We start from the raw sequence: 13,234 nt of genomic DNA, 5'->3' as shown, positions 1-13,234 counted from the left end.
TTCAGTTTATCCTTGTCCTATTATCGACGCCTTGCGGACGCCGTCATGCTTACGAATGGCATCCATCATTTCGGATATCGGCTTTGTCATCATCGACGTTTCGACCGAAATAATGACACTTGCTAATCCTTGCAGCGGAATCGTCTGGTGGATCGTCAGCACATTGCCTTCCGAGCCGGCAACAAGGCCAAGCACTTTGGACAATACGCCTGAACGGTGATCCAAATCCATAGAGATCGTTACGATGGCTTCACGCTGCAGCTGATTCTGCGTATATACGCCGTCCTTGTACTTGTAAAAAGCGCTTCGGCTCAGGCCAACCCGCTCAGCTGCTTCATGAACGGTAGCCGCTTCCCCGCGACGGAGCATCTCTTTCACCTGAATCGTCTTCACGATGGCTTCCGGCAACATATCCTCGCGGACGACAAAATATCGTTCCTCCACTCGCCGTCCTCCTACAATAGACATCTGTTCTTCCATAGAGGACATTATATCGAAAAACGACGAATGCGGCAATAGGAAATGTGACATCTACAACTTTTATATTATACCTGAATATCCCATTGTACGTAAAAGAAAAAGCCACTTCAGCATGCAAGCCTGCAGAGATTCTGCAAGCCTGGCCAAAGCAGCTTGATACACGTTATTCGTTGTAATAGAAGTCGCTTCCTTCGAAAAACTCGAACGAATAGTCGCCGATTCTGACGATATTGCCGTCCTTCGCTCCAATCTTCCGCAGCTCCGCATCGACACCTAACGTACGCATCGTCCGCGCGAAACGCATGATTGCATCATAGGAGTTGTTCAAGTTAACACGCTTCATGAACTTCTCAATATACGCGCTCTCCACATAGAAGCCTTCGTTCTCCTTACCAACCTTGAACGAACGGTCCTCTGCCTGATCAAGCGTGTACACCTTGCGCTCCGCAACGTCCTTCACTTCCTCGATCGTCCGGGTTTCTGGAACGGTCTCCAGCAGGTCAGCCGCCTTGTACAGCAGCTCCTGAACCCCCTTCTTCGTCAAGGAGGACATTGCTACGAGCGTGTGGTTCTCAGCAAGGCCAGCCGCTTCCAGCTGTTCCTTGAACATTGCGAGCTGCTCTTCGGCATCTGGCATGTCCATCTTGTTCGCTACAATAATTTGCGGACGATCTGCCAAGAGCGGATTGTACAGCTTCAGCTCTTCGTTGATCTTCACCCAATCCTCATAAGGATCGCGGCCTTCGGAGCCGGACATATCGAGAATGTGCAAAATAATGCGCGTACGTTCAACGTGGCGCAAGAAATCATGACCAAGTCCGACACCTTCGTGCGCCCCTTCAATGAGTCCAGGCAGATCCGCCATAACGAAGCTGCGGCTATCGCCTACATCAACGACACCGAGATTCGGCGTAAGCGTTGTGAAGTGATACGCGCCGATCTTCGGCGTTGCAGCCGATACAACCGACAGTAATGTCGACTTGCCTACGCTCGGGAAGCCCACAAGTCCGACGTCAGCCATTACCTTCAGCTCAAGCGTAATCCAGCGTTCTTCGCCATCTTCACCATTCTCGCAAAAGTCAGGAGCTGGGTTTGCCGCTGTTGCGAAGCGGCAGTTGCCGCGTCCGCCACGTCCGCCCTTTGCAACAATAATCTCTGAGCCGTGCTGCGTCATATCCGCCAATATGGCTTCCGAATCCGAGTCGAGAATAACCGTTCCCGGCGGGATGCGAACAATCGTATCCTCCGCGTTCGCGCCGTGCATCGACTTTACTTTGCCGCGCTCGCCCTTCTCGCCCTTAAAGTGCTTCTGGTAACGGAAATCCATCAGTGTACGAAGTCCTTCGTCTACTCGAAAGATAACGTCTCCACCATGACCACCATCACCGCCGGCAGGACCGCCGTTCGGCACGTATTTCTCTCTGCGGTACGAGACGATCCCGTTGCCACCGTCCCCGCCTTTTACAAATATCTTCGCCTTATCGACAAACATGTGTTAGCCTCCGTTTAGTTCCCAAGCTGCGATTGCAGCCTCATATATCTGCTGTTTAATCCGTTCTCCGCCAGCTTCAGCGGTGATCCTTCCAGCGCTTCATTGCATTTCAATTTCCAATCGTCAAGCTCACCGGCTTGCCCTTCACAGCTGAACGTCACAAGAAGCTTCCGCTCAATCTCCGACAATTGAATGCCAAGCCTTGCGGCATCTCCCATTCCCGGCTGGACTGCAAACCGATAGGCGTTAATGATTTCAATAATCGTCTTCGCACAGGCTTCACCGTCCACATTCAGGTCCGCCATATTCAAATCCCCGTCAATCTCCCAATCGATAATTAATGAGTGCGTTAACGTGCGAAAGGATTGAATAAATAAGACAAGCGACGGTACACCGAGCTTTGCGATCTTGCTCTCCGTCAACATTCTATCTCTTATCTGTTCCACGTACTGGACGGTTCTATCCGTTTTGTTCATCCGAATATACCCATATATCACTTGCAGATCATTCATCCAGTCATGTCGATGATGATTTAATGTACGAATTGCGGTTTGCTGTATCGCCTCTGTTGACCTCTCTATCCGTGTTTCATACGCTTTGCGCTCTGTCCATATCCAGTATACGGAAGCAAGTGTAAGCCAGAGTACGAACACAGCCAGCAGCCACAGCTGTGACGGCCAGATGAGCACTGCAGCCGCAGGCACCACAATTGACGATGCAGCCGCAAGTCGTTTGGTCAATCCGATCCGATTCATGAACCGAGCCCACTTTCCTATTCTTTCCTAGCTTAAACAGTATAGCACAAGCTATACCTTTTTGCCGTCCTCGGCCTCTAAAAAAGTTTTAGTGGGCATCGCTAAAAAGCGGAGCAAAAAAAAGAAAACCCCGGCCTGCATGCAGACCAGGGAGAACTATTATTCTGCTGCCGCTACTGGAGCAACTGCAACTGGGTAAACGCTAACTTTCTTACGATCGCGTCCCCAACGCTCAAACTTCACAACGCCTTCGATTTTCGCGAAGAGTGTGTCGTCTTTACCGATACCAACGTTGTTGCCCGGGTGAACTTTCGTTCCGCGTTGACGAAACAGGATGCTACCTGCAGTAACCGTTTGGCCGTCAGCGCGTTTTGCGCCAAGACGTTTCGATTGGCTGTCGCGTCCGTTTTTCGTGGAACCTACACCTTTCTTCGAAGCGAAGAGCTGAAGATTCAATTTCAACATGGATTTTCCCTCCTTTATTCCCGAAATTGTTGACGAATATCAACATACTTCCCGTATGAGGCCGCAATTGAATTCAGCATCACGATCATACCCTCCAGCAGAAGCTGAGCCTTCTCGTTAGAGGCTGCATCAGCCGTGACCGGAATATCTGATCGGAGCCAGCCGCTCTTCATGGAAGCCGGTAGCTCAATGCCCGCCAGCTGCTCAATCGCGTTCACGGTACCGACTGATACAGCCGATACGCCAGCGCAGACAATGTCTTTGCCGGGCTTCGCGAACTTGGCATGTCCTTCAATTGCAAACGATAAGATCCGTGTATTAGCTGCCGATAGGCGCTCAATCGTGACCGTTATCATAATGGAACCTCTTAGCCTTGGATCTTGCCAATCGTTACTTTGGAGTACGGTTGACGGTGACCTTGCTTACGGCGGTAGTTTTTCTTCGCTTTGTATTTATAAACGATGATTTTTTGACCTCTGCCGTGTTTCTCAACAGTCGCTGTTACAGTAGCGCCGGAAACAACCGGAGTTCCTGTTACAAGCTCTGCACCTTTGGAAACAGCCAGTACGCGGTCGAAAGTTACCTCTTGACCTTCAGTAGCGTCCAATTTCTCGATGAAAAGAACGTCGCCCTCTTGTACTTTGTACTGTTTACCACCAGTTTCAAAAATTGCGAACATATGTGTTGCACCTCCTTATATCGAAGACTCGCCTGATGCAGGTGTCGGCTCGAGCCATGAGCTCAAACTGAGCTTATGTACCTGTTCTGTGCGGTACATGCGTGTAAAAGCCGAGCTTTCACAGGCACCAAAATATAATAGCACATATAGCTGGGCTGTAGCAATCTTTTTCGTAATTATTTACATAACGGTAGTTCATCGACTATACCATCTCTGTAATTCTCTCATATGTTGGCGTATACGTATCTATCAATGACAGCTGCTAGATACCTATAAATGCCAAGGGAGGCGAATGAGATGCTCGTTCTGTTCATCATTGCGCTCGCAGGAGCTGGTGTTTTCTATGTGCTGACACCGTCTGCTGCAAAGCAGGAAGTGGTCATTCACGGCAGTACCGAGAAGGAGCACGTACAGAAGCTGCATGAAGGCGCAGCCTTCACCAAATCGCAGATGTAATCAAGCTGCTTATGACCACGACCAGTCAGGGGTGAAAACAAACGCATGTACGGCACATTAGCGAACACCGTGACGATCTTCGCTTTCATCATGACCGTTATCCTCATTCTGTGGCGGCCGAAAGAAATCAATGAAGCGATTCCCTCAACTATTGGAGCTGTGCTCGTCCTGCTTAGCGGAACGGTTTCCTTATCGGACTTTGCACAAATCAGCCAAACGGTTACCGGTGCAGCGATTACCATTATGGCGACCATCGTCATGGCCGTCGTCCTGGAAAGCTTCGGCTTTTTTATTTGGGCCGCAGAAGGACTAGCCGCTCGGGCGAAGGGCTCCGGAATTCGCCTGTTCTGGTATGTGAACCTGCTCTGTTTCTTGATGACCTTGTTCTTCAACAATGACGGCAGTATTCTAATCACAACACCGATACTGCTTATATTGCTGCAAAACTTGGGACTTAAACCGCATCAGAAAATTCCTTATCTGCTCTCAGGCGCACTTGTCGCAACAGCGTCCAGCGCTCCAATCGGCGTCAGCAACATCGTTAACCTCATTGCACTGAAAATCGTTCATATGAGCTTATACATGCATACGCTGATGATGTTTGTGCCTGCCACGCTTGGCCTGCTCTTCATGGTCATGTTGCTATTCCTTGTCAGCTACCGTACGCTGCCGAAGCGTCTGCCAGCGATGCCCCATATCCATGGTCGAGGCAAGCTCCATCTGCCAGGCCAGCATCCACTGAAACAGCAACTGCCAATTCCTGTGCTCGGTGAAATGACAGCAAGTGAACGTACCCGCTTTATGCAGAAGGTGCTGCTGTTTGTGTTTGTCGTACGCGTCAGCTTGTTCATCGCTTCCTACTATGGCATTCCGATCGCAATCGTCTCCGTGATTGGGTCCGCAATTCTGCTCGCCTGGCGATGGTACTACTTGCACATCTCCCCAGCCGACATGGTGCGCAAGACACCTTGGCACATCCTCGTTTTCGCTTTCGGCATGTATGTCATTATTTTCGGCATTCATAACATTGGCTTTACGAACAAGCTCGTTATCTTCTTTGAGCCGATTGTCAGCGGCAATTTGCTCAATGCCAGCCTCGTGATGGGCGCGATCCAAAGTGCCATGTCAACACTCTTCAACAACCATCCCGCGCTGATGATCGGAACGCTTACCTTGAGTGAGATGCACCTTGACCCGCTGACGCTCAAGATTGCGTATCTTGCGAACGTCATCGGCAGCGATATCGGATCGCTCCTACTGCCGATTGGTACACTAGCATCGCTCATTTGGCTGCATATTCTGCGCAAACATAAGGTGAAAATCCAATGGAAGGACTACACGAAGGTGACGATTATCGTGATCCCGCCAACGGTGCTGTTCACCTTGGTTGTGCTGTATTACTGGGTCAGTTGGTTATTTTAACGCCATTATAGGTCTATGCAAGTCCTCATTTGTCGCCTGGGTAACCGCTCTGCTCCCGCACTTTCTTCCTCGTCATCTCCAGAAGGCCGAGCCTTGTCCAGCCTACAACTTGGCACTTGGTCCGATCCGCTCTAACATGACGCTCAAGTAGTTGCATCACTTGCTCGCGATGCTCTTCTTTCTCCATATCGATAAAATCAACAATAATAATGCCGCCGACATCGCGAATACGCAGCAATCTGGCAATTTGCTCAGCCGCCTCCAGATTGGTACGGAAGACGGTATCCTCCAGGTCGCTCGTCCCTACGAACTTGCCTGTGTTCACATCAATAACAGTCAACGCCTCGGTCTGATCCCAGACTAGATCGCCGCCGCACTTCAACCGATAACGCCGTTCGAACGCATCGTGCAGCTGCTCATGAATCCGATACTGATGGAAGAGCGAAGCTGTACTTCCTTGTTTCTCGAATAGCCGCAGTCTTGGCAGCATCGCTTGGGCCATCTGTTTCATTATGGTTTCAGTCTGCTCATATGCAGTTCTATCGTCTATCCATACCTCGTCCATCTCTGATGTAAGTAAATCACGCACGAGCCGGTGCACGAGATCTGCCTCACGATGCAGCAATGCAGGAGCAGAAGCCGTTTGGGCAGTCCCTTCGATTCGCAACCACAATTCACGCAGAAACTGAACGTCATTCGCCAGAGAATCGCTGCTCTCGCCATCAGCTGCGGTTCTCATAATGACGCCTTCCTCCGCTTGCCTAATCTGTTCGCCAATGACGCGAAGTCGATGACGCTCTGCGTCAGTTGACACCTTCTTTGATACACCTACATAATCAGCAATCGGCATGTATACGAGGAATCGGCCTGGCAGCGAGAAATGTGTCGTGACCCGCGCACCTTTTCCGCCAAGCGGCTCCTTAATCACTTGAACGGTAAGTTCTTGTCCAACTCGGAGCAGCTGACTAATCTGCGGCTTCTCTTTGCTCTGCTTCTCGAGGTGAGGATGAAGCACATCATCAATGTAGAGGAACGCATTCTTCGTTAGCCCTATATCGACGAAAGCCGCCTGCATGCCTGGCAGCACATTGACGACTTTTGCTTTATATATGCTGCCAACCAGTTGCCCCGCGCTCTCGCTTTTTTCCATATAAAATTCAAACAGACGCTCTTGATCCACCACTGCGATCTTCAGCGACTCCTTCTGTTTCTGTACCAGCATTCGTTTCATATGAACGACCTCCTACTCAGTCGATCTTTACTGATACTTTATTCTACATGAAAAGCTCGAGCACTGCACGGTCAGCCCGTCCATCAGACAGAAATCCATTCACAAGCCGCTGCTCCGGCAGCACGCCGATGATGTCCCCTTTCTCCTCCATGACGACGATGAGATGATAGCTGTCCCTCTTGAACAATCGAAGCGCAGCAAGAATGGTATAGCCTTTCGGAATGACGATCGGCAGCGCCCAGACGCCGCGTGCGATTGACCTTGATGACGAGACAGCCCGATTCGTGAGGAATCGAATGAATAGAAAGGGAATGTTCCGATATGCCGTCCAATTCGTAAGCAGGAGGAATATGCCAACAGCGATCAGGTTCATATGCAGATGGATAGCATTTCCGCTAAGAATCGCTGGAACGACCGCGTAGATGAGCATGAGAGCACTGAAGAGCAAGCTAATGCGCGCGCCCCACACTAATGTGCTGTGGAATGTAAGCGTTCGGCTGAACGCCGCCTGCATGAGCTTTCCGCCATCAAGCGGCAGTATCGGCAGCAAATTAAACAGCCCTATCATGATGTTCGCTTGGCAAACATAATCGGCCCATTCGTGACTCCACAGACCGAATCGACCAAATAGATATGCGATGCCCGCCATCCAGACGTTCTGCAAAGGTCCAGCAATCGCCACAATCGCTTCTTCCTTCGCCGGAAGCCCGCTTCCATCCTCAACCTCAGCGACGCCGCCGAACGGCAGCAGCTTGATCTCGCGAACATTCCAGTCAAAGCCTCTAGCCGTTATGACATGTCCGAGCTCATGCACCAGAACGATGACAAACAAAGTTAATAGCTCGACAAAATACCCCGTAATTACCGACGCTAGCATGACGAGCACGAACAGCGGATGAACGGACCACCGAATGCCGCCAAACTTAATCAAGCGGAACGACGTCAGCGGGATTGACGTACTTGCCTTTCTCCTTCACCGCAAAAAATAACAAGCTTTGCTGCCCCTCTTGAGCTGCCGGGAGTTGACCAAGCTTCGTTCCCGCTTCAAGCCAGTCATTGACGGCAACTTTCACTTCGCCGAGATGACCATATACGGTCACACGATTATTCGCGTGCTGGATGACGACGGTCACACCGGTCTCACCGTCATTGGTCACATTAATGACTCTGCCAGTTTCCGCCGTCAGCACCTCCTGCGAGGGTTGACCGACGATCTCTACACCGCTTAACGTTTCAGCAAATGATCGGACCACACTACCATTGATGAGCGGTGCGACAATGGGCAGCTCCACTGCTCCTTCAGTGACCTGGGTCTTTGGGTCGTCATGGCTGCCGAATAACGGAATGAATGACGGAGCACCGGCAAACATGTCCTTGTACAACCGTGCTGCGGCATCGAAGTCCATCTGCTCCGTTAAGGCAGCGGTTACGACCTCCTGCCCTTTCTTCGCGATAGGCACGTCCAGCTTAAACATGCCGAAGACGATAATAAACAGCGCAACGGAAATAGCAGATTGAATAAATAACCCGCGAATGACAAAAGCAAACCGCTGTTGTGGTGGTTGCGGAGCTTTCGGACCTCCAGACTTGCCATCTCGGTCGTATTTGCTCGGCAACGGTGCAATGCGCCATCCTGCACTTTCCCATGGGTTCGGATTCGCTTTCCACAGCTGCTCCGGATCATCATATTCATTCTGCGGCGTCTGCTCGTAAGACGCTTCTGCTGTCTTCGCCGGTAATGCCTGCAGCTTATTATTCTGAAGCGGATGCGACTTCTGTTGCTGCTGCTGATCCTGCTGCTGATAATCCAGCTGATACTGCTGCGGTCGTTGCGACCCGGGCAGCGCCTTCAGCTGCGGCAGCGGCTGCTGTGGCTTGGCATGACGGTTCTCTTCCATAATCCGCCTGATCCGCTCTGCTCTACGCTCGCGAATACTGCTTTTCGTATCCATAGCTATCCCTCCAACATTTTGCAGCTTGTTCGCTTATGTATATGTGGGGGCATGTACAGTTATGTTGGAGCGTGAGGCCAAGCTACAATCGGATAAAAGCACAAAAACCGCCTTGCGCGAACGCAAGACGGTTTAGGCTTGGCGGCCGTTTAAGTGGCCATTTGGTATTTCTCTTGATGTGCTTTAACACTGAAAACGAGTCCAATGCAAAGCATATTGAGCAGCAGCGATGTACCACCATAACTAATGAATGGAAGCGTAATGCCCGTAATCGGCATGAGACCAATCATCATACCAATGTTCTGGAAGACTTGAAAGACGTACATCGAAACAATTCCGATGATGATAAAAGAGCCCTTCAAGTCATAACATTGGAACGCGATTATGATCATCCTGTAGATCAGTAAGAAGTAGAGCATCAGTACGACGGCGGCACCTTGGAAGCCGAACTCCTCGCCAATGACGACGAAGATCGCATCCGAGTATGGATACGGAATGAACTTCCGGTTCTTCGATTCACCCTTCATGTAGCCATCGCCGGTGAGTCCGCCCGAGCCGATAGCAATTTTCGCTTTGCTCGCTTGGTAGATCTCCTTCTCCGACGCCGTTTCCGGGTTAATGAAGCCGTTAATCCGTTCATACCAGTGTACCTTATGGGCATCTAGCAAGTAATCGTGAATCTGCTTATTGTAGGTGTTGAACAAGAAGATAAACAGGACGAGTCCGCCTGCAATAATCGTTATACCTAGCAATACATGCGTATAGCGCACATTGCCGATCCAGAGCATGCCAAGGACGATAACCAGATAGATGATCGCGTTGCCGAGGTCAGGCTGAATCATAACGAGCATGAAAGGTAAGAACGAGAATGCGGCAACAACCAGTAAATCCTGTCTAACTCGCAGCGGATCTCCTTGCCTTCTTCCCATCAGGAAAGCTACCGTGATGATCAGAATGATCTTTACCATCTCAGCAGGCTGGAATTGGAGGCCGCCTGGCAGCATGAACCAGCTCTTCGCACCGTTAATCTCCGGTGCGGTGAAATAAACGATCACGAGCAGTATAACACCGATCGCGTAAAGCACCCACCAAGCTTTCAGAAATAGACGATAGTCAAAAAAAGTAGAGCCGAGTGCGACCGAGAATCCTAATCCGTAGAAAATCAGCGTTTTCAGATCATAGTTCGCGTAATCGGGATTGCCGTAGGTGGCACTGTGGACCAGAAGCGTACTGACGACCATGAAGGCAAGCAGGATGATAATCATGCCGAGGTCCACTTTTTTAAGTTTATTTAGCACTGCGTAATCATCCTATTCCAAGGAACTTGCGAAACCGCTTAATAACCCCGGATTTCTCCTCGAGCGGCATAAGTGGCACCATATCGCCAAGCATCCGCCGCGCAATGTTGCGATATGCAATCGCCGCGCGTGATGACGGATCCATAACCGTCGGCTCGCCAGCATTAGCCGAGCGGATTACTTTCTCATCATCCGGCACGATGCCGAGCAAATCAATGGCTAATACTTGGCAAATTTCATCAATATCCAGCATTTCTCCACTGCGAACCATGTTAGCGCGTATGCGATTAATGACGAGTCTCGCTGGAATATGCGTCTGCTCCAACAAGCCGATTACACGATCCGCGTCACGAACAGCCGCATTCTCCGGTGTTGTCACGACAATCGCCTTGTCTGCTCCAGCAACCGCGTTCCGGAAGCCTTGCTCAATGCCTGCAGGACAATCGATAATGACATAATCGAATTCCTTCTTCAGCTCAAGCACCATCTCTTTCACTTGCTCTGGAGACACATCCGTTTTATCTTTTGTCTGGGCAGCAGGCAGCATATAAAGCTCATCGAAGCGTTTGTCCTTCACAAGCGCTTGATTCAATCTACAGCGGCCTTCCGCTACATCAATCAAGTCATAAATAATCCGGTTCTCCAGCCCCATTACTACATCCAAATTGCGGAGGCCGATATCCGTGTCTACCATGCACACTTTCTTCCCCAGCAAAGCAAGCGCAGTTCCGATATTGGCAGACGTCGTCGTCTTGCCGACGCCGCCTTTGCCTGAAGTTACTACAATCGCTTCTCCCATGATCAACACTCCCCGCCTTACTACTTAAGCTCTAAACAATACCGGCAGCTTACGCAAGCGCTGCAGCTGTGTCATTTTATCAATTTTCATAACGCCTTCGTTTAAGTATGCGAACTCCATTGCCGCATCACCCGTCATCCATTCATCTGGCGGCCGGCTGATAACGCCGCTGATACGAAGCTGCGTTGGTTTCAGCAGCGAAGCTGCAATAATGGCCTCTTCTTTGCCTTTGAAACCTGCATGCGCTAAGCCTCGTAGCGCACCCAGCACATAGATGTCTCCCGTGCAGAGCAGTGTGCCGCCTGGATTCAGATCGCCCATTAGCAGCAAATTACCGTCATGCTCAAGCGTCTGGCCTGAGCGAACGATACCTGTCAGCACTTTCAAATTGTTTCCATCCTCTAGCTGAGGAATGATCGGTGGCTCACTCTCAATCGACTGCACGAGCAGATTGCCCTGCTGCCGGATTGCTAACCGGATCCGTTCCCTCTCCTCTTCACTTACCTGGCGGGTGCCGAGCTTCACCTGAACGTGAACGATAGGACCTGACAGCAGCTGTTGGTGCGATTTTTCCAATTTGAACTGCAGCTCATCCATAAGCGCGGAAAATTCGCAATTATCGTCAAGAAGGAAGATGAGACCTTCCTTGACGCCTTTGATCGTAATATGCTGCTTCTCGGTCACGCTCGTCCCACCCCTTCTCTATACGATTCTTTGAAACTGTGCAGATTCCTGCCTGGCAGGTGCGCCAACTTTCGTCAAGTTTCTTCTTCTTCGCTCTTCGCAACAAAGCTGCCCTCAAACCATCTTCGCGCAGGCACGTAGATCGCTAGTGAGAAGAGCAGCTGCAGGAACAAGCTCGGAACCATATGCTCAGACAATGCCCACTCATACGTCTCGCTCGTTAATCGAAATACACGATAGATAAAGTAAACGATCGTGTCATATACAAGCGTGGACATGCCAATCATCGTCAGTGCCATCAGAAGTGTACTCTTCCTACGCTCCAAGAGAAGACCTGTCATATAACCGACAAGTCCCATTGTGAACGAATGGATGCCAATAATGCGTCCGTAGAAAGCCAGATCCTGCAATAAGCCGAACGCCATGCCGAGGATCAAGGCGGAGTGTCTGCCGCGATAGAGCCCGGCAAACAAGACAAAAGCGAGCGTAAAATGCGGGACGATCCGCCCTACCATGCTGCTTGGCACGAACCAATAGAACAAGGTGCCTTGTATGAGGAAGAGCAGCAGCATGACGCCAACGATGCGCTGCATGCTCATTTATCGCTCTCTCCTGTCTCAGCAGGCTGCACGACAAACACCTCTGTCAAATGGTCGAAATCCGCTGCCGGCGTAATCGTTGCCGTATACGTGAGGCCGAAGTCGCCGACCTGACTGGAATCCACGGTACCGATAACCATTCCGCGCGGGAAGACATTGCCTAGACCCGATGTAATGATCGTATCGCCCTTGGTGAGTGGATCATGCTCGGAAATCTTCGACATGAACAGCTTGCCGGTTTCCGGATCATAGGAATCGACGATACCAAACGAATCGGTCTCCTTGCCAAATACTGTCGCTGCGATGGCTTTCGTATCAGGTGACGTATCACTGAGCTTCGTGATCGGCATAACCGACGAGAAGAACGGATCCACTCGGCTGACAAGACCGACAAGGCCTTTATCCGTAACGACCACCATGTTCGGTTTAATTCCATCCTTGGAACCCAGATTAATTCGAATCGTATCATCATACGGATCCTGGCTGACTGCCACTACCTGTGCAATCAAATAGTTGTAGTCATACAGTTTTTTCTGCCGCTCCGTGAAATTCAGCTTTTCTTGAAGCCGTTTATTCTCGGCATCGATTCGGTTAAATTTAATGCTGTCTCTGGCATAAGCCGCAGCTGCAATGCGAAGCTCTTCGTTCTCCTTGTAAATATTGTGCAAGTTCGACAAATCTTGAAACAAGCCCGCTACATAACCAGCGGGCCTGTACAACCATTGTTGCACAAATGAGGTGGAATCGAGCGCAAAGTTCTCCGGCCACGTCAGCTTCTTTCGATCTCCGATGGAGAAGCCCATTACCGTAACGAATAATATAAACACAATCATTAAGACGAACATCCGTCTGTTTCGCATCCAATTAAACAACTTCCCTACACCTGCCCATTCCGCGCTGAATGCGGAACGAACCCGTTGGT

At 50.4% G+C, this 13,234-nt stretch carries 16 protein-coding genes; 2 read left to right on the top strand and 14 right to left on the bottom strand.

The window, feature by feature from the left end; translation table 11 throughout:
• Positions 1–6 precede the first annotated feature (6 nt).
• The 6 genes from BMY11_RS02445 to rplU all read right to left on the bottom strand — a co-directional run bounded on the left by BMY11_RS02445 (position 7) and on the right by rplU (position 3,871).
• Positions 7–444 (bottom strand): ACT domain-containing protein, encoded by a 438-nt coding sequence (locus tag BMY11_RS02445; RefSeq protein ID WP_090572874.1) that lies wholly within the window; start codon positions 442–444, stop codon positions 7–9.
• Between the two features lie 199 nt (positions 445–643).
• Entirely contained in the window at positions 644–1,972 is a 1,329-nt protein-coding gene (gene obgE, locus BMY11_RS02440; protein WP_090572873.1) for a GTPase ObgE, read from the bottom strand.
• Between the two features lie 14 nt (positions 1,973–1,986).
• Positions 1,987–2,727, bottom strand: coding sequence for a Spo0B domain-containing protein (locus tag BMY11_RS02435; RefSeq protein WP_090572872.1), 741 nt, complete (start codon positions 2,725–2,727; stop codon positions 1,987–1,989).
• A gap of 159 nt (positions 2,728–2,886) precedes the next feature.
• Complete coding sequence (gene rpmA, locus BMY11_RS02430) at positions 2,887–3,192, bottom strand: 50S ribosomal protein L27 (protein ID WP_090572871.1); 306 nt, start codon at positions 3,190–3,192, stop codon at positions 2,887–2,889.
• 14 nt (positions 3,193–3,206) lie between these two features.
• Positions 3,207–3,548 (bottom strand): ribosomal-processing cysteine protease Prp, encoded by a 342-nt coding sequence (locus BMY11_RS02425; protein ID WP_090572870.1) that lies wholly within the window; start codon positions 3,546–3,548, stop codon positions 3,207–3,209.
• An 11-nt stretch (positions 3,549–3,559) separates the two neighbouring features.
• A complete protein-coding gene (gene rplU, locus BMY11_RS02420; RefSeq protein ID WP_090572869.1) occupies positions 3,560–3,871 on the bottom strand; it encodes a 50S ribosomal protein L21 in 312 nt (103 codons plus the stop codon).
• Positions 3,872–4,168: 297 nt separating this feature from the next.
• Between rplU and BMY11_RS28685 the strand changes: the two genes are divergently transcribed.
• Entirely contained in the window at positions 4,169–4,327 is a 159-nt protein-coding gene (locus BMY11_RS28685) for a hypothetical protein (RefSeq protein ID WP_177182463.1), read from the top strand.
• A 45-nt stretch (positions 4,328–4,372) separates the two neighbouring features.
• A complete protein-coding gene (locus BMY11_RS02415; RefSeq protein WP_090572868.1) occupies positions 4,373–5,749 on the top strand; it encodes an arsenic transporter in 1,377 nt (458 codons plus the stop codon).
• 25 nt (positions 5,750–5,774) lie between these two features.
• On the opposite strand, the gene BMY11_RS02410 is transcribed toward BMY11_RS02415, so the two are convergent.
• From BMY11_RS02410 to mreC, 8 genes are all read right to left on the bottom strand, one after another.
• Positions 5,775–6,980 (bottom strand): Rne/Rng family ribonuclease, encoded by a 1,206-nt coding sequence (locus BMY11_RS02410; protein ID WP_090572867.1) that lies wholly within the window; start codon positions 6,978–6,980, stop codon positions 5,775–5,777.
• Positions 6,981–7,023: 43 nt separating this feature from the next.
• Complete coding sequence (locus BMY11_RS02405) at positions 7,024–7,911, bottom strand: site-2 protease family protein (RefSeq protein ID WP_090572866.1); 888 nt, start codon at positions 7,909–7,911, stop codon at positions 7,024–7,026.
• Positions 7,904–8,932 carry a M23 family metallopeptidase gene (locus BMY11_RS02400; protein ID WP_090572865.1) on the bottom strand — a complete coding sequence of 343 codons (1,029 nt, stop codon included), beginning with the start codon at positions 8,930–8,932 and terminating at the stop codon, positions 7,904–7,906. The genes BMY11_RS02405 and BMY11_RS02400 overlap by 8 nt, the downstream gene beginning before the upstream one ends.
• 149 nt (positions 8,933–9,081) lie before the next feature.
• A complete protein-coding gene (locus BMY11_RS02395; RefSeq protein ID WP_090572864.1) occupies positions 9,082–10,230 on the bottom strand; it encodes an FtsW/RodA/SpoVE family cell cycle protein in 1,149 nt (382 codons plus the stop codon).
• Positions 10,231–10,237: 7 nt separating this feature from the next.
• A complete protein-coding gene (gene minD / locus BMY11_RS02390) occupies positions 10,238–11,029 on the bottom strand; it encodes a septum site-determining protein MinD (RefSeq protein WP_090572863.1) in 792 nt (263 codons plus the stop codon).
• 24 nt (positions 11,030–11,053) lie between these two features.
• The gene (locus BMY11_RS02385) at positions 11,054–11,713 is read right to left on the bottom strand and encodes a septum site-determining protein MinC (RefSeq protein ID WP_256217268.1); all 660 of its coding nucleotides are present in this window, start codon (positions 11,711–11,713) and stop codon (positions 11,054–11,056) included.
• A gap of 74 nt (positions 11,714–11,787) precedes the next feature.
• Positions 11,788–12,312, bottom strand: a complete 525-nt coding sequence (gene mreD / locus BMY11_RS02380) for a rod shape-determining protein MreD (RefSeq protein ID WP_090572862.1) — start codon at positions 12,310–12,312, stop codon at positions 11,788–11,790.
• Positions 12,309–13,172 (bottom strand): rod shape-determining protein MreC, encoded by an 864-nt coding sequence (gene mreC / locus BMY11_RS02375; RefSeq protein WP_090572861.1) that lies wholly within the window; start codon positions 13,170–13,172, stop codon positions 12,309–12,311. Before mreC ends, mreD begins: the two co-directional genes overlap by 4 nt.
• Positions 13,173–13,234 lie beyond the last annotated feature (62 nt).

The sequence above is a fragment of the Paenibacillus sp. OV219 genome (genome assembly GCF_900110075.1).
Classification (GTDB): domain Bacteria; phylum Bacillota; class Bacilli; order Paenibacillales; family Paenibacillaceae; genus Paenibacillus_Z.
The sequence above is the reverse complement of the archived record's forward strand: the minus strand, read 5'-3'. Positions and strand labels throughout refer to the sequence as shown.

What these genes read in the sequence shown, in the direction of transcription:
- obgE (WP_090572873.1), bottom strand. Translation starts at nt 1,972, where the DNA reads ATGTTTGTCGATAAGGCGAAGATATTTGTAAAAGGCGGGGACGGTGGC.
- minD (WP_090572863.1), bottom strand. Translation starts at nt 11,029, where the DNA reads ATGGGAGAAGCGATTGTAGTAACTTCAGGCAAAGGCGGCGTCGGCAAG.
- rplU (WP_090572869.1), bottom strand. Translation starts at nt 3,871, where the DNA reads ATGTTCGCAATTTTTGAAACTGGTGGTAAACAGTACAAAGTACAAGAG.
- BMY11_RS28685 (WP_177182463.1), top strand. Translation starts at nt 4,169, where the DNA reads ATGCTCGTTCTGTTCATCATTGCGCTCGCAGGAGCTGGTGTTTTCTAT.
- BMY11_RS02410 (WP_090572867.1), bottom strand. Translation starts at nt 6,980, where the DNA reads ATGAAACGAATGCTGGTACAGAAACAGAAGGAGTCGCTGAAGATCGCA.
- BMY11_RS02435 (WP_090572872.1), bottom strand. Translation starts at nt 2,727, where the DNA reads ATGAATCGGATCGGATTGACCAAACGACTTGCGGCTGCATCGTCAATT.
- BMY11_RS02425 (WP_090572870.1), bottom strand. Translation starts at nt 3,548, where the DNA reads ATGATAACGGTCACGATTGAGCGCCTATCGGCAGCTAATACACGGATC.
- BMY11_RS02415 (WP_090572868.1), top strand. Translation starts at nt 4,373, where the DNA reads ATGTACGGCACATTAGCGAACACCGTGACGATCTTCGCTTTCATCATG.
- BMY11_RS02400 (WP_090572865.1), bottom strand. Translation starts at nt 8,932, where the DNA reads ATGGATACGAAAAGCAGTATTCGCGAGCGTAGAGCAGAGCGGATCAGG.
- mreD (WP_090572862.1), bottom strand. Translation starts at nt 12,312, where the DNA reads ATGAGCATGCAGCGCATCGTTGGCGTCATGCTGCTGCTCTTCCTCATA.
- rpmA (WP_090572871.1), bottom strand. Translation starts at nt 3,192, where the DNA reads ATGTTGAAATTGAATCTTCAGCTCTTCGCTTCGAAGAAAGGTGTAGGT.
- mreC (WP_090572861.1), bottom strand. Translation starts at nt 13,172, where the DNA reads ATGCGAAACAGACGGATGTTCGTCTTAATGATTGTGTTTATATTATTC.